Below are 24780 nucleotides of genomic sequence, written 5' to 3' on the forward strand. Positions count from 1 at the left end.
GCCTACGGGCCCCACCCTACCGCCCGGCCAACGGCGGCGCGCACCGAAAAGCCCCCCGCGCCGTGACGTCCCAGGTGCGGAAGCCTTGGGCGCGCAACAGGGAATCCTGCCGGGCCACGTACCAGATTTTACAGCTCGAATCGAATACCACCTGCACCCGTGGGCCGAAGACGGCAGCCACGGTTTCGGGCTTGAGGCGGGCGTTGCGGCGCAGCACCAGCACATCGACGGGCGCGGGCTTGGTGGCGGTGGAAATGCGATTGGAGACGAAGGCTACCCGCAGGCCGCGCCAACGGGCTAACACCACCGGGCCGGGCTTGAAATACAGCTTCTCGTTCGTGCTATCAGGGTCGGCGAGGCGCTGCACGGGCACGGTGCAACCGCGCCAGCCCACGCGGTAGGCCGTGCGCCGCGCCGCCCGCCTGATGATGCCCGGCAGCAGGCGGTAGGTGCGCTCGGTTTCGGTGAGCGGCAACGAGTCGGGCGTGACGAACTCGGCCGCCGCGCCCTGCCAGAACCCCACCGCCGAGCGGCGCGGAATGCTGTACACGATAAATTCCTCGGTGGGCGCTACGGCTCGGGCCTCGGCCACGCGGCTGCCGCCGTAGCAGCATAACAGCAGCGCCATGCCGCGAAGCCAGCCCAGCCGGCGGGTATTCAGCCAGGCCAGGCCGGCCCCGATTATCCCGAAAAGCAACACCGTTTGCAGGGCCGAAACGTGGATATCGCGCACCACCCAGCCGGAGAACCAGCGGCTTATCAGGAAGATGTATTCGTTGAACGCCCAGACCATCCATTCAAATACCTGGGCCACGGCGCGGGGAAGCAAGTCGAGCCACCACGCCGCGCCGGCGGGCAGCAGCAGGCCAATTGTGGCCATAATTCCCTTCACCGCTAATAAAGCCAGCCCCACATAAACCGCTCCGCTGGAAATGGGCACAGCCACAAGGTTGGAAAATAGAAAGCTGAACGGGAACTGATGGAAGTAGTACAGCCCCAGCCCAAACGTGGCCACCTGCGCCGCTAAGGATAGCGCCACCGCCTGCCACACTTTGTCCAGAAACCAGCCGCTGCCGCGCCAAGCCCACTGCACGGCTTTGGGCTGCCAGGGCCGGCGGCGGGCGTAGAAATACGCTTCAACATCGAGCCAGCGGGCGATGCGGGGCTGCACGTACACGATGCTGAGCACCGCCAGAAACGAGAGTTGGAAGCCCACATCGGCCACCAGAAACGGGTTCCAAACCAGCAAGCCGAACGCGGCCACACCCAGCGTATTGAAGATGGAATCCTGCCGCCCCAGCGCCCGTCCGATGATGATGACCGTGAACATAACCGTGGCCCGCAGCACCGACGCCGACAGCCCGGTGAGAAAGGCGTAGCTCCAAATCACGGCCAGCCCCACCAGCGACGACCACAGCAAAAAGCCCTTCACGCGCCCAAACATCTTGCGCAGCACCCACGACATGGCCGCGAACAATAAACCCACCTGCAAGCCGCTCACCGCCATTATGTGTGTGGTGCCCGTGGCCGTGTAGGCCTGCTTGGTGGCCAAATCCACGTCGTCCTTGATGCCCAGCACCAGCGCCGAGGCAATGGCATACTCCCGCTTGGCATGGATATAATGCCGGAAAACGCCATCGAGTTGCGCAGCAGCTTTCATGCTGATGGCTACCAGCACATTAGGCGGAGCCAGCCGCAGAATCCGGTACTGGTCGGGGTGTATGTATTGCTGGTGATAGACTTGCCTATACTCCAGATAGCGGGCGTAGTCGAACTCTCCCGGGTTGAGCGGCGGCTTGCTGGGGTCGGGATGGCCGCGAATGAGCCAGACCTCGCCGTACTGCGGCTGCGCAATGCCCGCCACCCGGGGCAGCGACACCCGCACGCCGCCCGTGGCCCGGCGCCAGCGGCCGGCCACGCGCACGGCCTGCACTTTCAGAGTGGTGGCGTAGGTGGCGGCCCGTACCACGGTGGCTTCGTCCACCACGGCCTGGTAGCATTCTACATTATCGCCGAAACGGTAGAGGTGGTCGGCGCGGCGGCATTCGGTGGCGCGCTGGGTGAGCGTGGCCCCCAGCGCAATGATGGTGAGCAGCGACAACAGACCGGCAGCATCGGATGAGAACGGCGTGCGCTGTCGCACAGCCCAGAAAATCAACCCAATGCTTATTAATGACAGGGCTGCGGTAACGGGCCACAGTTCCGGCCAGTCAGCCCCGAGGTAGAGGTAGCCCACGATGCCGAGAATCAGTGCGGGGGTGTAGCGCACGAAGGGAAAGGTGGCCCAGGCAATCATTAGCGGGTAGAAAAGGGAAAGGGTATTGGGCTGGCAATGTAGCGGTTTGGGCCGAAACAGCCAGCTTCACCCCGGCCACGCCTGCCCCCTGGCCTTATCCCAGCACCATCTTGAAGTGCTGAATCCCCGCCTCCTCAAACATCTCCCCTTCCTTCCGAAACCCGTGCCGCTCGTAGAAGCGGACGGCATTAATCTGCGCGTTCAGATACACTTCAGCATCAGGTAGCTCGGCTTGCACATCGGCCAGCACGGCGTGGAGCAGCGCGGCCCCGATTTGCTGGTTGCGGAAGCCTTCGAGTACGGCGAAGCGTTCCAGTTTCACACCGTTATCGGTTTCGCGCCAGCGGGCGGCTCCGGCGGGCGTGCCGTCCTCGGTGCGGGCCAGGTAGTGGCGGGCATCGGTACGGTCGTGGAGGTCATTTTCGAGGGTGGCGGGCACGCCCTGGCCTTCCACGAATACTTTTTCGCGGATGGTGAAGGCGGCGTCGAGGTCGCGCAGGTCGGTGATGCGGTAGGCGGTGGCGGGCATGATATATGATTAAAAACTGTCATCCTGAGCAGAGCGAAGGACCTTATCACCGCTGAACAACGAGTTCAAACGTGGTAAGGTCCTTCGCTTTGCTCAGGATGACAGATGGTTATTAAAAAAAATCAGACAGCAAGAGCTACAGCGCCTGCTCGTGGTTCACGGGCAGCTCCGTTTCTTCGGACCCAAGCTGCTCGCCTTCTACCAAACCCTGCTCGCGTAGGCGGCGCTCGTGCCGCTCATCGCGGCGCGGAATGCCGTTGGCCTGCGCCTGGCGCACCGTTTCTTCGGTGTCGAACTTGTCGTAGGCTTCCACGATTTCCTTCACCAGGCGGTGGCGCACCACGTCTTCGGAAGTCATTTCGACGTAGCCGATGCCTTGCACGTTTTTCAGAATGTCCATGGCCTGCATCAGGCCCGATTTCTGGCGGGTGGGCAGGTCAATCTGACTGCGGTCGCCGTTCACCATCACCTTGGCCGTGGGGCCCATACGGGTCAGAAACATCTTAATCTGGCTCGGGGTGGTGTTCTGGGCCTCGTCGAGGAGCACGAAGGCGTTGTTCAGCGTCCGGCCGCGCATGTAGGCCAGCGGGGCGATTTCGATGATTTTATTTTCCTGGTAAAACTTCAGCTTTTCGGCCGGAATCATGTCTTCCAGGGCATCGTAAATCGGGCGCAGGTAGGGGTCGACTTTCTCCTTCATGTCGCCGGGCAGGAAACCCAGGCTTTCGCCGGCCTCCACTACAGGGCGCGATATGATGATTTTCTTCACCTCCTTGTTCTTGAGCGCCCGCACGGCCAGGGCCACCGAAATGTAGGTTTTGCCGGTACCGGCGGGCCCGAGGGTGAAGGTGAGGTCGTGGGCCATTACAGTATCCACGAGCTTCTGCTGGTTGGGCGTTTTGGCTTTGATAACGCCGCCTTTGGCCCCGAAGAGAATAACATCGGGCGAGGCGGCCAGCACCCTGCCTTCGGCCTCTTCAGAAGTGGCGGAGAGGTACTGATTTACCGTTTTCTCGGTAATCTGGCCGTATTGGTGGTAGTGCTCGATGAGCGAGGAAAGCAGGTCGTTGATGCGGGCAATGACTTCCGTCTGGCCCTGGATTTTGATTTCGTTGCCGCGGCTGATGATTTTGGAGCCCGGAAACGCGGCCGCCAGCTGGCGGATATTCTGATTGTCGGGGCCGAGGAAATCGACCAAAGACATGTTTTCGAGGGTGATGATTTTTTCGACCAAGTTGGAAGAGAGGGGGAAAGAGAAAGGGTGTGGGAAAAAGGGCCCGTTTTCGGCCCAAACCGGCTACTTTTGCCCCGGTTCGGGCGCTGGAACAATACTACGAAAAACTACGGAACACTGGCATGGGGTTGATTACGCTGCTCACCGATTTTGGCTACCGCGACCATTACGTGGCGGCCCTGAAGGCGCGGCTGCTGCACCTGGCCCCGGCGATTCCGGTGGTCGACATCAGCCACGGCGTCGAACCCTTTAACATCGCGCACGCCGTTCACGTTCTCCAAAGCGTGTTCCGGGATTTTCCTGTGGGCACGGTGCATGTCATCGGCGTGGCTGACCACGGCGCGGGGGCTGAGCCCGGCTGGCTGGCCGCTGAGCTTGAAGGCCACTATTTCGTGAGCGGCGACAACGGCATTCTGGCCCTGCTGGCCAACGGCACGCCCGAAAACCTGGTGGCCCTACCGGCCGCCATCACCGCCTCCCCCACCCGCGACGTGTTGCTGCCCGCCGCCGTAGCCCTGGCCCAAGGCACCTTGCTCAGCGACCTCGGCCCCGCCGTTACAACTCAGCACCAGCTCAATAACCGCCAACTGCGCCTCCAGGACCACCGCATCACCGGCCACGTGGCGCACGTGGACCACTACGGCAACCTCGTCACCAACATTTCGCGCACGGCAGTGGAGGCCGTGGGCCACGGCCGGCCGCTGGCCATCCACTTCGGGCGCGATGTGGTGCGCGACCTGCACCCGCACTTCTCGGCCGTGCCGCCCGGCGAGGCGGTGGTGGTGTTCAATAGCCAGAATTTTTTGTGCCTGGGCATTTGCCAGGGCAATGCGGCGGAGCTGCTGGGGCTGAATTTTGATTCGCAGGTAGACGTGCGGTTTCAGGCGGAGTAGTCAAGGGCCCCGTCTGTCATTGCGAGCGCAGCGCGGCAATCCGTCCTGTTCTCAGCGACTAACCCTGAGATGTGATGCAGCCCTAAATTGCGCGGCCGCCGGAACCTCACCCCCGGCCCCTCTCCAAAAGAGAGGGGAACCTAGTGTAATTTTTAAAGCAGGAAGCCCCGGCACCGCAATGGTGCCGGGGCTTTTCACATTATTAGGCTGGTCGCTGAGAACAGGATGGATTGCCGCGCTGCGCTCGCAATGACAAATGACTACTTCAGCGCGCCTTTCAAGTCGCTTACGGCTACGCCTTGGGCATCTTTCGCCTCGGGAACCACGGCGGCCATGCCGAAGAATTCGTGCGTAGTGCCGTCGTATTTTTTGTAGTTGACTTTCACACCAGCAGCGGAGAGCTTGTCCGACAACGTTTTGCCTTCGCTGGTGAGCGGGTCGTAGTCGGCGGCGATGATGGTGGTGGGCTCAAGACCTTTCAGGTTGGCGGCCACGAGGTTGATGCGCGGGTCTTTCAAATCAGCAGCGGTGCGCTGGTAGTTCTTGAAGAACCACTCCATGCCGCCCTTGTTGAGGGGAGCGGTCTGGGTGTTGGCCTGGTACGAAGGCGTATTGGTATCGGAGCCGGCGATGGGGTACACCAGCACCTGGTATTTGGGCAGAGCCACTTTTTTGTCGCGGGCCATGATGCTGACGTTGCAGGCCAGGTTGCCGCCGGCGCTTTCGCCCACTACGGCCACTTTGGCGGGGTCGCCTTTCATGCTGGCAGCGTTTTTCAGCACGTACTGGTAGGCGGCGAAGGCATCATCATGCGCGGTCGGAAACTTGTGCTCCGGACCTTTACGGTATTCCACCGACACCACCACGGCACCCACCTGCTCGCACAGGGCCTGGGCCGAGGCTGCGTAGGTATCATTCGTGGCAATCACCCAGCCGCCACCGTGGTAATACACGATGACCGGATACGAAGCCGCGCCGCCCTTGGGCGTGTAGATGCGGGCCTTCACACCGGGCATCAGAGCTTTAGTAACGGTGTCACAGTTCAGGGGCGGCACGGGAATATTGCTGGCCTTCATCTGCTTCATAGCCGCGTCGGCGGCGCTGGGCTGCTTGCGGGCCTCGGCTGCGGTGATTTCGGGGAAAGGCTTGTTTTTGAAGCTCATGAGCTGCTCGATAACGGCCTGCATCTCGGGCTTGAGATTGGGACCCCAGGCGGGTTTGGGGCCGGTGGGCTTCACGGCACCCGTGCCAGCAGCGGGAGCGGTTACGGCGGCACTATCAGAGGCAGCGTTGGTTTCGCCGGGAACCACGGTGGCGGTTTTATCGGCTTCGGTGGCGGTGGGCTGGCTGCTGCAGCTGCTGAGCAGCAGGCCGCCGGCCAGAGCGGGAGCAGCAAGCCACGCAAAGGCTGCCGAACGGGTGGTGGAGAGTTTCATGAAAAAGAACAGGTAAAATATGACAGTATGAAGAGAAGGTGTTTGCGGCAGGTTCTACGCCTAATGTTCGTCAGAGTTGACAGAAGCCCAAGATTTGTAGCTTATGGGAGCTTTTTGATGTTAAGACAAGCCAACTGTGCAAACCTTAGCACACTCATAAATAGGAGTTTACATTGTTTTGCATTTTAATAGCTGGTAGATTTGGGGTTCTGTTTCCCACCTAACTCTTTTTGCTTCTGCTTACTGATGAGAAAACGCTACGCCTTGCTGGCGCTGTGGCTGCTGGCCCAACTGGCCAGCTACCCGGCCCGCGCCCAAACCACCATCAAAAAGGTTGTGCTCCAAGCCTTTTGGTGGGATTATTACAACGATACCTACCGCTTTAAGTGGGCCGACTACCTGACCGAGCTGGCCCCGCGCCTCAAGGAGATGGGCATTGATGCCGTGTGGCTGCCGCCCACGCCCAAGAACAAGAACGCCACCAACGACGTGGGCTACTCGCCCTTCGACCCCTACGACCTCGGCGACAAGTACCAGAAAGGCGACGTACGCACCCGCTTCGGCTCGAAGGACGAGTTCCTGCGCCTGGTGGCCGTGCTGCACGCCAACGGCATCGAAGTCATTCAGGACGTGGTGCTGAACCACACCGACGGGGCGGGCACCACCACCGGCGATGCCGGCCAGGACCCCGAGCCCAACTTCTCAATGGCCAGCAACAGCGGCTACAAAACCTTCCGCTACAGCTCCTTTGCCACGCCCCTGCCCGAGGCCGGCGACAACGGCGCGGCCTACGCCGCCCGCCAGGGCCGCTGGCCGAAAAACTACGCCAACTTCCACCCGCAGCTGGGCCACAACACCACCAGCGGCGACCAGGCCGCCCCGTATTTCGGCCCCGATTTCTGCTACGGCAACGACGGCGGCAATGACGGCTACGGCCAGCTAAGCCCCAATTACTTAGCCCTGTACCCCGGCGCGTTCAACCCAGTTCAAAGCCAGGGCTACAGCCAGACCCAGGCCCGCAACTGGATAGTGTGGATGAAGAAGCAGACCGGCGTGGACGGCTTCCGCTGGGACGCGGTGAAGCACTTCAGCTACAACGCTCAGCAGGACCTGAGCTTCAACCTGAAGTACAACGCCGGCTGGGCCAACGGCGGCGAGGCCATGCTCAACGTGGGCGAATATGTGGGCGGCAAGACCGACCTGGACGGCTACGTGACCAGCGTGAAGGGCCAGAACAGCGGCAACGACTTCCTGATGGGCACCTTCGATTTCGGCTTGCGTGGCGCTATTTACGGCATGGTGAGCGGCGGCGGCAACTACGACCTCGGCCAGATTCCGAGCCAGCAGCAGGACCAGCGCGTGGCCTACTACGCCGCCTCGAATACCTACGTGCACCGCACCGCGCCCTTCGTGAATAACCACGATACCTTCCGGCCCCAGCTCAGCGCCACGGGCAACTACACCGGCTGGAACACTGGCGACGAGCTGGCCGCCCACATCGACCCGTTCGACCCGCGCCTCTCGGCTGCCTATGCCATCGCCTTCGCGGTGGATGGTAACCCGCACATCTTCATCGAAGACCTGTTCAACCTCGGCAGCACGGGCAAGCGCTACGCCCACGTGCCCACCTCCACCACCGACCTGCCCACCCGCTCCGACCTCGTGAACCTGCTCTGGTGCCACCAGCACCTTGGTTTTAAGGACGGCACGTACAAGGTGCGCTACCAGGCGCAGGACCACCTCATCATCGAGCGGAGCACCAAGGCCATTATTGGCATCAACGACAGCTATAATAACTGGCAGGAAAACTACGTGGATTCGGACTTCGCGCCCGGTACCGTGCTCAGGGATTATTCGGGGGCCAACGGCACGTACACCTACACCGTGCCGGCCGACCAGCGCGTGCGCATCAACACGCCGCCCTGCAACGGCAGCGCCCTGCTGGGCCGCCGGGGCTACTCGGTGTGGGCACCCGTGGGTCAGGACAACTCAACCTACACCCCGCCCCGCGCCACCCTCACCACCCAGGAATGGGAAATGGCCGACGACCTCGGCGACCTGAACTGCGGCGGCCTGGGCCAGGGCGGCGCGCTCCCCTCGAACTCGACCAACACCCGGCTGGTGGGCAAAATATATACCCAGGCCGGCCAGCCCGTGAGCTACACCCTCTCACCCGAAGCCGGCAGCAACACCCGCAGCCTCACCATCGGCGTGTACGACCTGCGCGGTCAGCTCCTGAGCAGCGCCAGCGGCACCACAGCCGCCACCGGCAGCTACTCGCCCAGCACCACCGGCTGGCTGTCCCTGAAAGCCCGCAACACCACCGCCACCGTGGCCGGCCAGCGCTGCTACGTGAAGGTGAGCTACACCGCGCCCGCCGCCGTGAACACCCTCACGTCCCCCGCCTCCACCAACCAGGTGGCCATCTGGACCAGCAACGACGCCTCGGCCGATGCCACTGACTGCCGCAACTGGGAAGCCGGCGTGACACCCACCGCCAGCACCGACGTGCTGATACCCGCCGGCACCAGCTTCGCCCCCACCCTCGCGGCCGGCACCCTGGCCGCCCACAACCTCACCGTTGAAAGCGGGGCCAGCCTGTCGCTGGCCGCTGGCACCACCCTGCGCGTGAGCGGTAACGTGTTGGCCGTCGGCTCAATAGCCAGCTCTGGCACTTTGGAGCTGAATGGCAGCGCCGAGCAAACCGTGAGCACCGGCAGCAGCACGGTTTTGGCGCTGAATAATCTAACCATCAATAACGCTGCGAATGCCCGCCTGCTCAGCCCCGTGAGCGTGAGCGGCGCGCTGGCTTTCACGGCCGGCCATTTGGCTATTGATAATCAGAACCTGACGTTGGGCAGCACGGCTACCGTGAGCGGGGCCGATGCCAGCCGCTACGTCATCACGCCCGATGTGGCCGCTACGGGCGGTTTCGTGGTGCGGCCCGTGCCGGGCGATGGCTCGGCCGTGGCCTTCCCGGTGGGCACGGCGGCATCGTTCACGCCCCTCACGCTGGCAAATAGCGGGGTCAGCACCACGTTCCAGGTTCGCACATTCAGCGGGTTGCTTACCAATGGCACCAGCGGCGCACCCTACGCCCGCACCGCCGAGTTCGTGAACCGCACCTGGGAGGTGACGCCCACACTGGCCACCGGCCCGGTCGTAGCTATGAGCCTCCAGTATAATGCCGCCGACCAGAATGCCAGCTTCGTGCCCGCCCAGGCCAGCATCTACCGCAACCACGGCGGCGCAGGCGAAACCTGGACCGAGCTGGGCCGCGCTACCATCACCGGCAGCGGGCCATTTGTGGCCACCTACGCAGGCATCAGCTCCTTCTCGAAATTCGCCCTCGGCAATGGCAGCCCAACGCTCCCGGTCACGCTCACCCGCTTCGAGGGCCGCCGCGCCAGCGCAAGCACCGTGCGCCTGGACTGGGCTACAGCTCTGGAGAAAAACAACGCCGGCTTCGACATCGAGAAATCGGCCGACGGCCAGCAGTTCCGCCGCCTGGCCACCGTGCCGGCCCGGGGCGGCAACCAGCCCACCACTTACACCTACGACGACCTCGACGCGCCCACTGCCGCCTACTACCGCCTCCGCCAGCGCGACCTCGACGGCAGTATTAATTACAGCCCCGTGGCCTACGTGTCCGCCACCGCCAGCCCCTACGTGGTACTGCCCAACCCCAGCCACGGCGATGCCGTGCAGCTCCTCGGCGGCCCTGCCCTGGCCGATGACGCACCCCTGCGCCTCACTCTAAGCTCGGTGCTGGGCCGCACGCTGCTGGCCCCCGCGCCGGCCCCACGCGCGGCGCTGGCCGAGCAGCTCGGCAGCTTCCTGCGCCAGGTCGCGCCGGGCGTGTACGTGGTGACGCTCACTGGTGCTGATGGCCTGCCCCAGCGCCTGCGCGTGGTGCGGGAATAGAACATTGGCGCGAAACCGAACGATGTAGGGGCGGGGCTTGCCCCCGCCCGTCGTTGAACGGAATCGTTAATTCGGTCCTAACGCCCGGGCGGGGGCAAGCCCCGCCCCTACGTTGTTAATCCCCCATAAAAAGCCCCAGCTCCCTTCGCGGAGCCGGGGCTTTTTACTTTTGCCCCTCCAACTCCCCCACCCCGAATGCTAATCCGCATTGTTCGCATGAGTTTTGAGCCGGCGCAGGTACCGGCCTTTCTCGCCCTTTTTCGCGCCACCGAGCAGCGCATCCGGCAGCAGCCCGGCTGCCGCTTTCTGGAGCTGTGGCAGGATGCCGACAACCCCGCCATCTACTGCACCCACAGCCATTGGGACGATGCGGCCGCCCTCAACGCCTACCGTAAGTCTGCGCTGTTTGGGGAGGTGTGGCCGGCCACGAAGCGGCTATTTGCCGCGCCGCCCGTGGCTTTTTCGGTGAATCCGGTGTTGTAGCCGTATGCGCTTCTGATAAACATCCATTTTCTATGTCCCCCGATTACTTCGCCTTCTACGGCCTGCCCCAGTCCTTCCGGCCCGATGAAGCCGCCCTCAAGCGCCTCTACTACGCCAAAAGCCGCGAAACCCACCCCGATTTCCACGCCACCACCTCGCCCGAAAACCAGGCCGAGATGCTGCGCCAGGCCACCCTCAACACCAACGCCTACCGCACCCTCGCCGACCCCGACCAGCGCATGGCCTACCTGCTGCGCCAAAACGGCCTGCTCGAAGAAGGCAAGCAGGAGCAGCTCCCGCCCGATTTCCTGATGGACATGATGGACCTCAACGAGGAATTGATGGAGCTGGAAATGGATGCCGACCCGGCCGGCATCGCCAAAGTGGCCGCCGAAGTCACTGCCCTGGCCGATACCCTCGACGCGGGCATCGAGCCCGTTCTCGCTGGCTATGAGCAGCTCCCCGCCGACCACCGCCCGGCCGCGCTCCAGCAAATCCGCACCTACTACCTAAAAAAGCGGTATCTGTTGCGCATCCAGCAGCAAGTTGCTACCTTTGCAGCCCGCTCCTGATACCGGCAAGAGCGGAATTGTTCTGAATAAGCATCCTGCCCGGATGGCGGAACCGGTAGACGCGTTGGTCTCAAACACCAATATCGCAAGATGTGCCGGTTCGACTCCGGCTCCGGGTACTTGATAATCGAAAGCCGGCTTCTCTCATGCGTGAGAGAGGCCGGCTTTTCGCATTTGTACCCGGAGTCAGAATAAAACCGGCGCACCTCAATGGTTGAGTTAATTTTTAGGCTCTAACTGACCGAAATTTGCGGTCACCTTTGAGCCCCATACCCCCAGAACTGCCAGTGATAAACGCAACGGAACGAGAAGAGAGAGAATACCTGGAAGAAATCAAGGAGAAGCTGACGCTGGCCATCCGGCGGGTCGATGGCTCCGTGAAGCAGTTTTCGGATGAGCTTCGGGAGAAAAAGCAGTACATCCACGAGCACCAGTCCGGCATGGACGATGCCGACATGGTGGCCGCCGGCCAGTCCATCAACCGCATGGCATTTACGGGTGACGCGGCCGTGGCTCGGAAACGCAAGCTCCTCAAGCTGGGGCAGTCGCCGTACTTCGGCCGCATCGATTTCGTGCCGCAGGGGAAGGCCAGCTTGCCGGTGTACATCGGCATTTATTCCTTCATCGACGAGCAACAGCGCCAAAGCCTGATTTACGATTGGCGGGCGCCCATCTCGTCCATGTTCTACGATTTTGAGCTGGGCGACGCCTCCTTCGCCACCCCGGGCGGCGTGGTGCAGGGCAATATTGAGCTGAAGCGGCAGTACAAAATCCGGGACGGCCGCCTGGAGTTCATGATTGAAAACGACGTCAACATTCACGACGACGTGTTGCAGCGCGAGCTGGCCAAGTCCTCCGACGACAAGCTGAAGAACATCGTCGCCACCATTCAGCGCGACCAGAACGCGGTGATTCGCAACGAAACGGCCCCGGTGATGGTCATTCAGGGAGTAGCCGGCTCGGGCAAAACCTCGATTGCCCTGCACCGGATTGCGTTCCTGCTCTACCGCTACCGCGAAACCATCGGGGCCAAAGACGTGCTCATTATCTCGCCCAATAAAGTCTTCGCCGACTACATCTCGAACGTGCTGCCCGAATTGGGCGAAGAGCACATTCCCGAGCTGGGCATGGAGGAGCTGGCGGCCGATTTGCTCGACCACCAGTACTCGTTCCAGACCTTTTTCGACCAGGTAGCCGCGCTGCTGGATACGCACGATGCCGCGTTTATTGAGCGCATCCGGTTCAAGTCGTCGTTCGAATTCCTGAACCAGCTCAACCAGTACCTGATTTACGTGGAGAACAACTACTTCACCGTGAAGGAGCTGCGCGTCGGTCAAACCATTGTGCCCCTGCCGTTTTTGCTGGCGAAGTTCAAGACCTTCCACCGGGTGCCGCTCCTGAAACGGTTTGCCCTGGTGGCCGAGGAAGTGCGGAACTACGTGCGCGATGCCACCAAGCGGAAGCTCACCAATCACGAGAAATCCACGATTGGGGAGGCCATTCCGCGCATGTTCCGCTTCCATCAGGTGCTGGACCTGTACCGGGATTTTTACCGCTGGCTGGGCAAGCCCGAACTCCTGAAATTCGACCACGGCCGGCCGTTGGAATACGCGGACGTATTCCCCCTGATTTACCTGCGCCTGCGCCTGGAAGGCATCAGCACCTACGACCACGTCAAGCACCTGCTGGTGGACGAGATGCAGGACTACACGCCCGTGCAATACGCCGTGCTGTCACGTATGTTCCTGTGTCGCAAGACCATCCTTGGTGATGTCAGCCAGACCGTTAACCCCTACAGCTCATCCTCAGCCGAAACCATCGAGCGCGTTTTCCCGCAGGCCGAGGTGGTAAAGCTCTACCGCAGCTACCGCTCCACGGTTGAAATTACGGCCTTCGCGCAGCGCATCACGCCGAACCCGAACATCATCCCCCTGGAGCGGCACGGGCCGGAGCCGGCGGTGGTACGTTTCGGCAGCCCGAATGAAGAGCTACAGGCTATCAAACAGCTGATTACGACCTTCCAGAACTCTGGCAATCATTCAATGGGCATCATCTGCAAAACCCTTCGGCAGGCCGAGCAGGCGTATACGGCGCTGGAAGCTCCCGGCGTTTATTTGCTCACCGATGAGTCCACGGCCTTTAAAGAAGGCATCATCATCACGACGGCCCATTTGGCGAAGGGACTGGAATTTGATGCGGTCATCGTGCCCTTTGCCTCTGCCCGCACTTACAAAACGGAAGTCGACAAAAGCATGCTCTACGTGGCGTGTACCCGGGCCATGCACCAGCTCACACTCACGTATTCGGGCGAGGTTGCCCCGTTTTTGTCAGCCTAAACTACCGCTTCTCCCACCGCAGGGCGAACTCCTGCTTGCTGCAATACATGTACTGGCGCGAAACCGGGTTGATGATGACGATTTCGGCCGGCCGCTCCTCGTCGGCGGGGCTCAGGGCCAACTCCAGCTCGTATTCCTGGCCGTTGCGGAAACCGGCGTAGCCATCCATGCCGCGAAACGCGTACTTCTTTTTCTGAAACTCCATGCGGCAAAGGTAGCGCCAGGAGGCACGGCCTGGCCAATGGCTGGTGGCCGTTTGGGCGCAGTTAGCCTTGTTCGTCGGGCGTGGTGACGGGCAGCGGGGCAAACTCGTTTTCGGCCGGCGTGTAGCTCATCTGGAACAGGCGGTCCTGGCAAATGTGCTGGTCGCCAGTGGGCTCCGTGATGACCCAGTCGCCCGCGAATACGGTGAGGCGGCCCTTGCGGCTCGTGAGGTAGGCGTGCGGCGGCACGGCTAGCAGGCTTTCATTGCCCGCGAAACCCACGGCCTCATCGGTCACGCCGGCCACCTGCTGGCCCGGAAACCACTGGTGGGCTTCAATCAGGTTGGTATCGGTAGGGAGGCGCGTGAAAAAAGGCATAACGGGGCAATGGGTAACGGACTGATAAGCAGCGGGCAAAAAAGCGGCGTTGAATATCGGCTCAGCGGTGCTTTTTCTACAAGATTAAGACGCATCATGTGAATGTTTTATGAGGTGCAACGGCCGAAGTGTTGGGCAGCGGGCCACTCCGTTGGGCTTTTTATTCCCGGTAATTCCCCGTTATTTTCTGTCGTCGGGCTCGGTTCTTTGCCGCTGAGCCATTGGACGCGACGGCTTTTGTGCATTTTTGCACCTTCTATTTTGACTTCTCTTATGATTGGTTTTCCTGTAAATCGCGGCCCGCTCCGCTTCCTGAGCGGGCTGGGGCTGCTTTCCATCACGCTGTTGGCGGGCTGCGCCCGGACAGCTGGCAGCAGCACCGCCGCCGCCAAAGACTACTGGCTGTACGTGGGCACCAACGTGGGCAACGAGCAGGATAACACCATTTTCCTGTACCGCGTGGACGGTGCTACCGGCGCTTTCACCCGCGTGAGCGCGCAGCACGGCGGGGCCAGTCCTACCTACCTAACGCTTTCGGCCAACCACCACTTCCTCTACGCCGTGAGCGAAACCCAGACGTTTCGGGGCGCGCCGGGCGGCGGCGTCAGCGCCTTTGCGGTGGCTCCGCGCACCGGCGATTTGAAACTGCTCGACCAGCAGCCTTCCAACGGGGCCTCGCCCTGCTACATCAGCCTCGACCGCACCGGAAAAACGGCCCTGGTGGCCAACTACGTGGGCGGCAATGTGAGCGCGCTGCCCATAGCGCCCGATGGCCAACTGGGCGCGCCCACCACGGACCAGCACACCGGCAGCGGCCCGCACAAGAACCAAACCACCTCGCACGCCCACTGCCTCCTGCCCGACCCCACCAATAAGTTTGCCTTCGCCGTGAACCTGGGCACCGACCGCGTGTACTCCTACCGCCTCGACCCCACCAAGGGCCAGCTCACCCGCGAGGCCGAGCCAGCTTTCGTGGCCAAGCCCGGCGCGGGGCCGCGCCACCTCGTTTTCCATCCCGATGGCAAGCACGCCTACCTCATCAACGAGCTGAACTCGACCGTGACGGTGCTGGCGTATGACGCGGCCGCCGGGCGCTTCCGCGAACTCCAGACGCTGTCGGCGCTACCGGCCGGCTACACGGGCGAAAATTCCTGCGCCGACATCCACGTTTCGCGCAACGGGCTGTTTCTCTACGCCTCCAACCGGGGCCACAACAGCATCGCCGTGTTTGCCATCGATACCGGCAACGGCACGCTGGTGCCCATTCAGGACGTGGACACGCAGGGCAAAACACCCCGCAATTTCACCCTCGACCCCAGTGGCCGCCTGCTGCTGGTGGCCAACCAGAACTCCAACAACGTGGTGAGCTACCGCGTCGACCCGCAATCGGGCCTGCTCACACCCACCGGCCAGAGCACGGAGGTGCCCTCGCCCATGTTTTTGCAGGTGACGGAGGATTTCGGGCGGTAGGCCGGGTACTTCGCTGACCGAGAATTCCCCGCCGCCCGCCGAAACCCGGCAACGTGGCGGGCAAGGGCACGTAAGGGGGCAAACCGGCCGGCATTTCGCCCGAACCGACCCTTTTTGCCTCTTCCATGCCCGCCCCTTACGACTCCGAACCCCGCGAGCTCCAGTTTCCGCTCTACGTGAAAGCCCCGCTGATACTGCTGGGCCTGGCGCTGCTGGTGTTCACGCTGCACATTGCCAGCGACATCATTTTCCCGCTGTTTTTCGCGGCCATTTTCGCCATCATGCTGCACCCGGTGGAGCAATGGCTCATCCGCAAGCGGGTGCCGCCGATACTGGCCATTCTGCTCACGGTGGTGCTGGGCGTGGCGGCGGTGTTGGGCATCGTGTACTTCATCAGCATGGAAGCAGCCCAGCTTTCGGACCAGATGCCGATGTTCAAAAAGAAATTTGCCGAAACCGCGGCCCAGGTGCACGGGTGGCTGCAGTCGCGCTTCGGCCTCAGCGACCAGAAGCTGCAAGGCTGGATGAGCGAGGCCGGCACCAAGGCCCAGGGCCTGGTGGGCGGTACGCTTTCAGCCGTATCGGGCCTGCTCGTATCGTTCACACTGATACCGGTTTACATCTTCCTGCTGTTCCTGTACCAGAAGCGGCTAGTCGATTTCCTGGTGCAGGCCTTTTCGGGCCACCGCCGCGATACCGGCGTGAGCGAGGTGCTACGCGAAAGCAAAACCGCCATCCAGAGCTACATGGTGGGCCTTCTGATTGAGGGCAGCATCGTGGCCGCGCTCAACGTCACGGCCCTGCTCATCATCGGGGTGCCTTACGCCCTGTTGCTGGGTGTGATGGGCGCATTGCTCAACTTCATTCCCTACATCGGCGGGCTCATCGCCATTGCTTTGCCCATGCTTATGGCCTTTGTGGCCAAGGACGGCTACGGCCACGCCCTGGCGGTACTGGGGGCCTACATGCTCATTCAGTTCATCGACAACCATTACCTGATTCCGCGCATCGTGGCTTCCAAAATTCAGGTGAATGCCCTGGTGGCCATCGTGGGCGTGCTGGTGGGCAATGCCATTGGCGGCGTGGCGGGCATGTTTCTGGCCCTGCCGGTTATTGCGATTTTGAAGATTGTGTTCGACCGCATCGAGTCGCTCAAGCCCTGGGGCATGGTGCTGGGCGACGAGGAAACCCCGCGCGGCCGCAAAATCAACCCGGCTAAAAAGAGCGTTGTGGCCGCCGAAAGGGGCCAGGTAGTACCCGAAGCCGACGCGGCTTAGCGGTTGGGTTCGCTTACATAAATGAACGGTCATGCTGAGCGGAGTCGAAGCATCTCTACCGCGCAAGTAATTCATTTACTATTGCACGCGAGATGCTTCGGCTCCGCTCAGCATGACCGTTTTTAATGGCTTATTGCTGCGGGGCAATTTTGTTTCTAACGGCTCAGCACAGCCCCATACAGCCATTTCTCAGCCTCATCCATCGTCGAGAAGCGCTGGAAAATCAGCCCCGCCGGGGCCGCGCTCACCACCGACTGCGTGGAGAGCCTGTGCATGGGGTCGGCCCCCTCTACGATGGCGCAGTACTGCGCCCGCGCCTGGTTGATGGCGCGCGGAATCCACTGCCCGGTGAGCCACTCCTGTGCCGCGCCGGAGAGGGGCGCGCGCTGGCCGTGGTCGGAGAGAATTTTACGGGTGGCCGTGCTCAGCATAAGGGTCAGCACCTGCTCGTAGAAAGCCTGAATGGCTTCCAGCGCCGCCCGCTCGGGGGCCCACACCAACCGCACAAAACCCGCCGGCTGGTAGAAAACCTTGCCAGCAGCATTTTGAAAGAACAGCGTTTCTTGAGCGCGTGACGGCAATAGCATAAAATGGAGGGGGTGCGAGACCTGCGGCGGTAGTGCGCGGTTTCGGAAGCAAACAAAATTACGCCCGGGCCGGCCTCCCCACGCCCTCCGGCCAACAAATTATACAGCGCATCGTAAGCAGGCCCGGCCATCCATTATTACAGGCTGAACATTTTATTCAATTTCTATCTGTATTCCATTAAGTTAGTTATTAATAACATGCGATTATATTTTGAGAATCCGGTTGGGCGCTTGCTTGAGCATCCCGACGGCTACGCGCTGGTGCAATACACCGACGCGCCTCGGGATTTTGCGGTTTTTCAGGCTTTCCTGACCCACACCCACCACCTGCTCCGCCGCCACGGCTGGCACAAAATGCTGGCCGACCAGCGCCACATGGCCCCCTTCACCGACGAGGAGCGGCAGTGGATTGGCCAGGACTGGCTGGCCCGGAGTGCCAGCGACGGCTACGCGCTGTTCGGGGCCATCATCATCCCCACCGACGTATACGCCCGCCTGGCCCTGGACCAGGTGATGAGCACTATACAACAGCAGTCGGCCCTCACCTACCGCCTTTTCGCCACCGAAGAGGAAGCTACCGCTTGGCTGCGCCAGCTGCCCGAGCCGAACTAATCCAGCCGCAGGTGGGCCGTGGCGGCGGTGCTGCCGCCCGCGTCGTCGTCGGTCACGAGCAGCAGCTCAAACTGGCCATCGGCCAGCTGCTGGCGCACGGCCAGCCCCTCCACTTTGCCGAAATACGGCCGCCCATCGGCCCAGACCAGTTGGGCAAACGTGGCCGTGTGGGCGGCCACATCCACCACGCCCACAAACGAGCCCAGCACCGCCCCGTCCAGCACGGCATCGGCAGTATTTTCCACCGAAGCTGACACGAACAGCTGGCCATCCACAAACGTGGCCCCGGAAAAGCCCGCCGGGCAGCCCTCGATTAGCGGCAGCTCAAACACCAGCTGATGCACGGCGGGCGGGTTTGCGCCCGTTGGGTTCGTCAGAAAAGCCAGCGTTTCGGCCAGCGGCAGCACGAAGAGCAAGGCCGCATCGGCCCGGCCCACGGTGCGCTGAAACAGCAGCAGCTCGGTATCGGTGGTGGCAGCGGCTTCGAGGTTGAGAACCACGCCGGTGGGCAGGTGAGCCGCGAGGATGGCGTAGAGGGTCGTCAGGTCCACGGCTGCAGGCAGTTGCTCCCCTGCGGCAGGCACAAACCAGCCGCGCACCCGGTTGGGTCGGCTGCCCGAGCCGAGTAGCAGCAGGCCGGCGCGGTCGTCGGGCCAGGTCAGGGCCACCATGCACTCCAGGTCGGGCTTTACCGGCTTGGGGATGCGGCCGGTGGCGAAATCGGCGGCGGCATCGAACAGGGTGATGCGGCCGGTGGGGGCCAGCGTGGCCGCGTCGAGCTGGTAGAGGTAGGGCGAGTCATCGCCAATGACGTAGGCCACGGGGCCGATGATTTCGACGCCGGAGGCCGAGGGCAGGCCGGGGATTTGGTTTTCGGAGATGATGGCGGCCGTCATGGCAAGGGGGAATAGCGGGTTGGTTTTGTAATGCGCCGGCCGGGCCGGGCGATACAGCGGGCAAGCTTCGGCCAAATATCAACCCGTTCTGCTCCCTATCTTGCCGGCGCGCTTGCCCCGCGCTCCTTTCTAATGCCTGACTACACTCCCGGCCTCCACATTCTGGCCACCTTCGCGGCTCCGGCCCCGGCCTTGCGCAATGCCGGGGCCTGCCGCGCTTTCTTCGATGCCCAGGTGCTGGCCTTCGGGCTGGAAAAAGTGGGCGAAGCCTACCACAGCTTCCCGGCCGATGCAACCGGCCCGGGCGGCTTCACCGCCGTGCTGGCCCTCACCGAGTCGCACCTGAGCATCCACACCTGGCCCGAGCACGGGCTGGCCACGTTCGACGTGTTTCTCTCAAATTTCCGGCGAGATAACGCGGCCACGGTGCGCGGCATTTACGAGGCCACGCTGGCATTTTTCGAGGGAGCTGAGCTCACCAAAACCGAAGTGCGCCGATGAGCGAAACCGCTACTCCCCGGCCCGAATCGGCCCAGCTGGACTGCCCCGAGTGCCACAACAGCATCACGTATTATGACGTGGAAGGCAGCGAATATTATGCCTGCCCGCACTGCCACGCCTATTTCAAGTACTCGGGCGAGGAAACGCCCACAGTATTTGGGGATTATCAGCAAGCCCCAAAAACGTCGCCCGTGCTGCCATTGGGCACCATGGGCATTTTGGGTGGCACGCTGTACCGCGTGGTAGGCGTGGTGAGTCGGCACGAAGCAGTGCATCCGCAATACAGCTGGCGCGAATACCAGCTGTTTCAGCCCGAAACCGGGCGCTACGTGCAACTGGCCGAATACAATGGTCACTGGACCTTGATTTGGGAAGCCAGCTACCTCGACCAAAACCGCGAAGAATTCCGGCTGGCCGATTTCAAGCTGTTCAATAAGTATCAGTCGCGCATCAACTGGGCCTTGGGCGAGTTTGATTGGGATATCGAGCGTGATAAAACCCTGGACGTAAGCGAATACATCCGGCCGCCGCTGCTGCTGGTGCAGGAGCAGCGCGGCCGCGAGCAGCAGTGGTACCGGGGCCGCCACGTAGCCCCCGAGGAGCTGGCTACGGCTTTCAGCATCAGCCGCAGTACGCTGCCGCCCCAGGAGGGCGTGGGGGCAGTGCAGCCGGCCCCCGGCAGCCGGGAACGCACGGCCCTGATGGCGCTTACGGGCATCGTGGTAGCGCTGCTGGTGCTGGTGCAGCTGGCCCTGTCGCTCCGCTCCACCGCGCCGGTGCTGAACCAGACCTTTCAGGTCACGGCCGATACCACGGCCACCGTTGCGCCCGGCACGGGCCGCGTACTGGTATCCAATTCATTTGTTCTCGACCACCAGTCGGCCCTGAACATTGACCTGACGGCCGGCACCCTGGCCAACCAGTGGCTGGAGCTCCCCGTGAGCCTGGTGAACGAGCAAACCGGGCGCGGTTTCGAGTTCACCAAAAACATTGAATTCTACAGCGGCGTGGAAAGCGGCGAAAGCTGGAGCGAAGGCAGCCGCAAAGCCGATGCCGTGCTCTCGCGGGTACCGGCCGGGCGCTATCATCTCAACTTTTATCCCATCACCGAGAAGGGCGTAGCGCCTGAAATTCAGGTGAGCGTTTGGCAGGATTCGGCGCTGTTTTCGAACTTCCTGCTGGTGCTGGCGCTGGTGCTTATCTATCCCTTGGTTCAGGTGTTCCGCTTGTCTTCTTTCGAGCGCAGCCGCTGGGAAAACAGCGACTATAATCCCTACGCCACCGACAACTAGCCCGCCCCACATGCTCGAACGCCTCCTCATTTTCCTGCGCCCGGTGCGCCTCTACGCGCTGCTGTTGCTGCTACCACTGGCCTGGTTTGCCTGGGGCACCGCCACCGGCACCCGCCTGCTCGGCGACGACAACGAGAGTACCGAAACCCTGAACGCGCCCGGCGCGCGCGGCAGCCACGGCCACGCCGGGCGGGGCCTGTATTTTCACAAGTAATCCATCACGCCCAGCCCCTTCCCCATGGAATACCTCAACGCCAAAGCCTTCGCGGCTTCCATCATCTACTCGCTGCTCGGCATCGTCATTCTGGTCATCAGCTTTTACCTGTTCAATAAGCTGACACCCGGCACCTTGCGCAAGGAAATCATGGAGGAGCACAACACGGCCCTGGCCATTCTGGGCGCGGCCTTTATGCTGGCCGTGGCCCTCATCATCAGCGCCGCCATTCATGGCTGAGCTGATGGAAGCGCCCGCCGCTGAAGCGCCAAATGCCGCGCCGGCCACGGCCGGCCCCGAGGCGCGGCTGCCGGGCCTGCTGCTGGCGGCGGTGGCCGTCATCGCCACCTGCGGGCTGATTTATGAGCTGATTGCCGGCACCCTGGCCTCCTACCTGCTGGGCGATTCGGTGACGCAATTTTCGACCATCATCGGGGCGTATTTGTTTGCCATGGGCATCGGCTCGTGGCTCTCCAAGTTTCTGGAGGGCTCGCTGTTGCGCTGGTTTATCCGGCTCGAAATATTGGTGGGCATCGTGGGCGGGTGCATGGCCCCGCTGCTGTTCGTGTCGTTTGAGTACGTGGCCTCGTTCCGGCTGCTGCTCTATACGCTGGTGGGCCTCACGGGCATTCTGGTGGGGCTGGAAATCCCGCTGCTGATGCGGATTCTGGAGCACCGCTACCCGTTCAAGGATTTGGTGGCGCGGGTGTTCACCTTCGACTACGTGGGCGCGCTGCTGGCTTCGCTGATATTCCCGCTGGTACTGGTGCCGCAGTTGGGGCTGATTCGTACCTCGCTGGTTTTCGGGGCCTTGAACCTGGCCGTGGCCGCCGTGGTGCTGGCCCGCTTCCCCGAAACGAGGCCCTACCGGCGGCGCTTCGGCGTGGGCATTGGGGCGGCGCTGCTGGGGCTGGGGGTGCTGTTCGGCTTCGCCAACAAGCTGCTGGCCTACACCGAAACCCTGGCTTTTCAGGACCAGGTTATCTACTCGAAATCCACTCCCTACCAGCGCATCGTCCTCACCCGCAACCCGCGCGAGCTGCGCCTGTTCCTCAACGGCAACCTCCAGTTCAGCTCGGCCGATGAGTACCGCTACCACGAAGCGCTGGTGCACCCGCTCATGCAGGCGCTGCCCCAAGCCCGCCGGGTACTGGTGATGGGCGGCGGCGACGGCTTGGCCGTGCGCGAGCTGCTGAAATACCCGCGCCTGACCAGCATCAAGCTGGTCGACCTCGACGCGGGCATGACCGAGCTTTTCAAGCACAACGAGCTGCTGTTATCCTTAAACAAAGGCTCCCTGAACAACCCCAAAGTCCAGGTCATCAACGCCGACGCTTACCAGTGGATTCGGCAGGACACCACGCGCTACGACGCCATAATCGTCGACTTTCCCGACCCCGGCAACTACTCCATCGGCAAGCTGTATTCGGCCGCGTTCTACACGGCGCTGGCGAAGCGGCTGGCCCCAAGCGGGCGGTTGGTGGTGCAAAGCACCTCGCCGTTTCTGGCCCGGCAGTCGTTCTGGTGCGTGGCGCACACGCTGGCGGCGGTGGGGCTGCACACCATTCCCTACCATCTCTACGTGCCATCCTTCGGCGAATGGGGCTACGTGCTGGCCGGCCCCGACACCCACTGGCGCGGCGATATGAGCCCGCTCCCAGCCGGCCTGCGCTACATCACGCCCGCTACCATTCACGACATGCTGCGCTTCCCGCCCGATATGAACGAGGTACCGACGGAGGTTAACCAACTCAATAACCAGGTGCTGGTGCGGTATTTCGAGGAGGACTGGGGGCCGTATGTGCATTGATTCCAGGATATCCCAATTCTTCGGAACGTCATGCTGAGCGCAGCCGAAGCATCTCTACTGCTCGAGTAATCCAATCGTTGCAACGAAGCGGTAGAGATGCTTCGGCTGCGCTCAGCATGACGGTCTTTTCTAATTTGCTTTCTCTTCCATTCTCTATCCATGCCCACCCGTCGCTCCTTCCTGGCCCAAAGCGGGGCGGCCCTCACCGGGGCGCTGCTGCTGCCGGCCCTCCCCGGCTGTGCGCCCACCAACCCGCTGGCCCACATCAAAGGCCAGATGATGGGCCAGGATGCCGCTACCGGGCACCTGCTGCGCGACCTTGGCAAGCTGCCCGCGCCCACCAGCACCGTTGAAACCGACGTGCTCATCATCGGTGGCGGGGTGGCGGGGCTTTCGGCCCGGCGCTGGCTGCATCGGCACGGCCAAACCAATACGCTGCTGGTGGAGTTGGCCCCCGGAACCGGCGGCAACGCCAGCGCCGGCCGCAACGCCGCCTCGGCCTACCCCTGGGGCGCGCACTACCTACCCGTGCCCGATGTGCGCAACACCGAGCTGCTGGAATTTTTGCAAGCCGCCGGCACCCTCACCGGCTACGCCCCCGATGGCCAGCCCATCTACAACGACTACCACCTCTGCCACGACCCCGAGGAGCGCCTCAACATCGAAGGCCACTGGCAGGAAGGCCTGGTGCCCGCTCTGGGCCTGAGCACCGCCGACCAAGCCCAGGTAGCCCGTTTTTTCAAGCTGACCGAAGCGCTGAAAACCACCGTGGGGTGCGATGGCCGCGACGTGTTCCGCATCCCGCTCGACCAGTCCTCGACCGACGAAGCCTACCGGGCACTGGACAAAATTTCCTTCGCCGCCTACCTCGACCGCGAAGGCTTCACCGCGCCCGCCCTGCGCTGGTACCTGAACTATGCCTGCCGCGACGACTACGGCGCTACCGCCGCGCAGGTATCGGCCTGGGCCGGGCTGCACTACTTCGCCAGCCGCAAGGGCCTGGCCCACAACGCTACCGGCGCCGACGTGCTGACCTGGCCCGAGGGTAACCACTTTCTGACGGAAAACCTGCGCCGCCAGGCCAGCGCCCCCATCCAGACCCAAACCCTGGCCTACGACCTGCGCGAAACCGCCACCGGCATTGAGGCTCTGGTTTACAGCGTGGCTACGCGCCAGAGCACCCGCGTGCGCGCCCGGCAGGTGCTGCTGGCCACGCCGCAGCATATTGCCCACCACCTGCTGGCCGCCGTGCCGGGCCACCAGTTGCCGCCGCCCGGCAGCCTGCACCACGCGCCCTGGCTCGTCGCCAACCTCACGGTGGCCGGCCTGCCGCAAGGCCCCGGCCGCCCCTTGAGCTGGGACAACGTGCGCTACGGCAGCGCCTCACTGGGCTACATCAACGCCACCCAGCAGTCGCTGAAACAGGACGATGGCGGCCCCAAAGTCATCACGCTCTACTGGCCCCTCACCGATGAAGCCCCCGGCCCCGCACGCCGCCGCGCCTACCAAACCAGCTACGCCGAGTGGCTGCCCCGCATGGTGGCCGAGCTCGAAACCTACCACCCCGGCGTGACGCCCTACCTACAGCAGGCCGACCTTTGGGTGTGGGGCCACGGCATGGTGGCCCCCACGCCGGGCCTGCTCTGGGGCGCGGCGCGGGCGGCGGCCATGCAGCCGGTGCGCGGGAGGGTATTTTTCGCCCACACGGATTTTAGCGGGATTTCGATTTTTGAGGAGGGGTTTTATCAGGGGATTCGGGCGGCGCGGGAGATGCTGGCGGCAGGGTCCGTTTGATTAAAAAGCACGTCATGCAGAGCGCAGCGAAGCATCTTGCCCG

Annotated in this window: 22 protein-coding genes and 1 tRNA gene; 15 read left to right on the forward strand and 8 right to left on the reverse strand. The window is 62.7% G+C overall.

The window, feature by feature from the left end; translation table 11 throughout:
• Positions 1–16 precede the first annotated feature (16 nt).
• The 3 genes from ACYU70_RS05420 to ACYU70_RS05430 form a co-directional block, all read right to left on the reverse strand.
• On the reverse strand, positions 17–2296 hold the full coding sequence (locus ACYU70_RS05420) for a ComEC/Rec2 family competence protein (RefSeq protein ID WP_342299134.1): 2280 nt from the start codon (positions 2294–2296) through the stop codon (positions 17–19).
• A 94-nt stretch (positions 2297–2390) separates the two neighbouring features.
• Complete coding sequence (locus ACYU70_RS05425; protein ID WP_342299131.1) at positions 2391–2825, reverse strand: GNAT family N-acetyltransferase; 435 nt, start codon at positions 2823–2825, stop codon at positions 2391–2393.
• 136 nt (positions 2826–2961) lie between these two features.
• Positions 2962–4059, reverse strand: coding sequence for a PhoH family protein (locus tag ACYU70_RS05430; protein ID WP_342299130.1), 1098 nt, complete (start codon positions 4057–4059; stop codon positions 2962–2964).
• 122 nt (positions 4060–4181) lie between these two features.
• Here ACYU70_RS05430 and ACYU70_RS05435 point away from each other — a divergent pair, with 122 nt between their 5' ends.
• Positions 4182–4952: an SAM hydrolase/SAM-dependent halogenase family protein gene (locus ACYU70_RS05435; RefSeq protein WP_342299129.1), complete on the forward strand. Its 771-nt coding sequence runs from the start codon at positions 4182–4184 to the stop codon at positions 4950–4952.
• Positions 4953–5212: 260 nt separating this feature from the next.
• Here the strand turns inward: ACYU70_RS05435 and ACYU70_RS05440 are convergent, their stop codons facing one another.
• Complete coding sequence (locus tag ACYU70_RS05440) at positions 5213–6388, reverse strand: alpha/beta hydrolase (protein WP_342299127.1); 1176 nt, start codon at positions 6386–6388, stop codon at positions 5213–5215.
• A 246-nt stretch (positions 6389–6634) separates the two neighbouring features.
• On the opposite strand from ACYU70_RS05440, the gene ACYU70_RS05445 reads away from it, so the two are divergent.
• The 5 genes from ACYU70_RS05445 (at position 6635) to ACYU70_RS05465 (ending at position 13703) form a co-directional block, all read left to right on the forward strand.
• Positions 6635–10312, forward strand: coding sequence for an alpha-amylase domain-containing protein (locus tag ACYU70_RS05445; protein ID WP_342299125.1), 3678 nt, complete (start codon positions 6635–6637; stop codon positions 10310–10312).
• A 195-nt stretch (positions 10313–10507) separates the two neighbouring features.
• Positions 10508–10795: a putative quinol monooxygenase gene (locus ACYU70_RS05450; RefSeq protein ID WP_342299123.1), complete on the forward strand. Its 288-nt coding sequence runs from the start codon at positions 10508–10510 to the stop codon at positions 10793–10795.
• A 32-nt stretch (positions 10796–10827) separates the two neighbouring features.
• Positions 10828–11367, forward strand: coding sequence for an iron-sulfur cluster co-chaperone HscB C-terminal domain-containing protein (locus ACYU70_RS05455; RefSeq protein WP_342299121.1), 540 nt, complete (start codon positions 10828–10830; stop codon positions 11365–11367).
• A gap of 37 nt (positions 11368–11404) precedes the next feature.
• A tRNA-Leu gene (locus ACYU70_RS05460) sits at positions 11405–11486 on the forward strand.
• 168 nt (positions 11487–11654) lie between these two features.
• Positions 11655–13703, forward strand: coding sequence for a HelD family protein (locus tag ACYU70_RS05465; protein ID WP_342299119.1), 2049 nt, complete (start codon positions 11655–11657; stop codon positions 13701–13703).
• A 1-nt stretch (position 13704) separates the two neighbouring features.
• On the opposite strand, the gene ACYU70_RS05470 is transcribed toward ACYU70_RS05465, so the two are convergent.
• Positions 13705–13908 (reverse strand): hypothetical protein, encoded by a 204-nt coding sequence (locus tag ACYU70_RS05470; protein WP_342299117.1) that lies wholly within the window; start codon positions 13906–13908, stop codon positions 13705–13707.
• 61 nt (positions 13909–13969) lie between these two features.
• Positions 13970–14284 carry a hypothetical protein gene (locus ACYU70_RS05475; protein WP_342299115.1) on the reverse strand — a complete coding sequence of 105 codons (315 nt, stop codon included), beginning with the start codon at positions 14282–14284 and terminating at the stop codon, positions 13970–13972.
• Between the two features lie 273 nt (positions 14285–14557).
• Between ACYU70_RS05475 and ACYU70_RS05480 the strand changes: the two genes are divergently transcribed.
• Both ACYU70_RS05480 and ACYU70_RS05485 read left to right on the forward strand, forming a co-directional pair.
• Positions 14558–15754, forward strand: coding sequence for a lactonase family protein (locus ACYU70_RS05480; protein ID WP_342299113.1), 1197 nt, complete (start codon positions 14558–14560; stop codon positions 15752–15754).
• A 125-nt stretch (positions 15755–15879) separates the two neighbouring features.
• Positions 15880–17031, forward strand: a complete 1152-nt coding sequence (locus ACYU70_RS05485) for an AI-2E family transporter (protein ID WP_342299111.1) — start codon at positions 15880–15882, stop codon at positions 17029–17031.
• A 155-nt stretch (positions 17032–17186) separates the two neighbouring features.
• On the opposite strand, the gene ACYU70_RS05490 is transcribed toward ACYU70_RS05485, so the two are convergent.
• A complete protein-coding gene (locus tag ACYU70_RS05490; protein ID WP_342299110.1) occupies positions 17187–17618 on the reverse strand; it encodes a hypothetical protein in 432 nt (143 codons plus the stop codon).
• 231 nt (positions 17619–17849) lie between these two features.
• Here ACYU70_RS05490 and ACYU70_RS05495 point away from each other — a divergent pair, with 231 nt between their 5' ends.
• Entirely contained in the window at positions 17850–18230 is a 381-nt protein-coding gene (locus ACYU70_RS05495; protein WP_342299109.1) for a hypothetical protein, read from the forward strand.
• On the opposite strand, the gene ACYU70_RS05500 is transcribed toward ACYU70_RS05495, so the two are convergent.
• Positions 18227–19126 (reverse strand): DUF6929 family protein, encoded by a 900-nt coding sequence (locus ACYU70_RS05500; RefSeq protein ID WP_342299107.1) that lies wholly within the window; start codon positions 19124–19126, stop codon positions 18227–18229. The two genes, ACYU70_RS05495 and ACYU70_RS05500, sit on opposite strands and share 4 nt — an antisense overlap.
• A 132-nt stretch (positions 19127–19258) precedes the next feature.
• Here ACYU70_RS05500 and ACYU70_RS05505 point away from each other — a divergent pair, with 132 nt between their 5' ends.
• From ACYU70_RS05505 to ACYU70_RS05530, 6 genes are all read left to right on the forward strand, one after another.
• A complete protein-coding gene (locus ACYU70_RS05505; protein WP_342299106.1) occupies positions 19259–19627 on the forward strand; it encodes an S-adenosylmethionine decarboxylase family protein in 369 nt (122 codons plus the stop codon).
• Positions 19624–20919, forward strand: a complete 1296-nt coding sequence (locus tag ACYU70_RS05510) for a DUF4178 domain-containing protein (RefSeq protein ID WP_342299105.1) — start codon at positions 19624–19626, stop codon at positions 20917–20919. The genes ACYU70_RS05505 and ACYU70_RS05510 overlap by 4 nt, the downstream gene beginning before the upstream one ends.
• A 10-nt stretch (positions 20920–20929) precedes the next feature.
• On the forward strand, positions 20930–21133 hold the full coding sequence (locus tag ACYU70_RS05515) for a hypothetical protein (RefSeq protein WP_342299103.1): 204 nt from the start codon (positions 20930–20932) through the stop codon (positions 21131–21133).
• A gap of 24 nt (positions 21134–21157) precedes the next feature.
• A complete protein-coding gene (locus tag ACYU70_RS05520; protein WP_342299101.1) occupies positions 21158–21373 on the forward strand; it encodes a DUF350 domain-containing protein in 216 nt (71 codons plus the stop codon).
• The gene (locus tag ACYU70_RS05525; protein WP_342299098.1) at positions 21366–22943 is read left to right on the forward strand and encodes a polyamine aminopropyltransferase; all 1578 of its coding nucleotides are present in this window, start codon (positions 21366–21368) and stop codon (positions 22941–22943) included. The genes ACYU70_RS05520 and ACYU70_RS05525 overlap by 8 nt, the downstream gene beginning before the upstream one ends.
• 159 nt (positions 22944–23102) lie before the next feature.
• Positions 23103–24737, forward strand: a complete 1635-nt coding sequence (locus ACYU70_RS05530; RefSeq protein WP_342298719.1) for an FAD-binding protein — start codon at positions 23103–23105, stop codon at positions 24735–24737.
• The last annotated feature ends 43 nt before the right edge of the window (positions 24738–24780 follow it).

It is taken from the genome of Hymenobacter segetis (genome assembly GCF_054776495.1).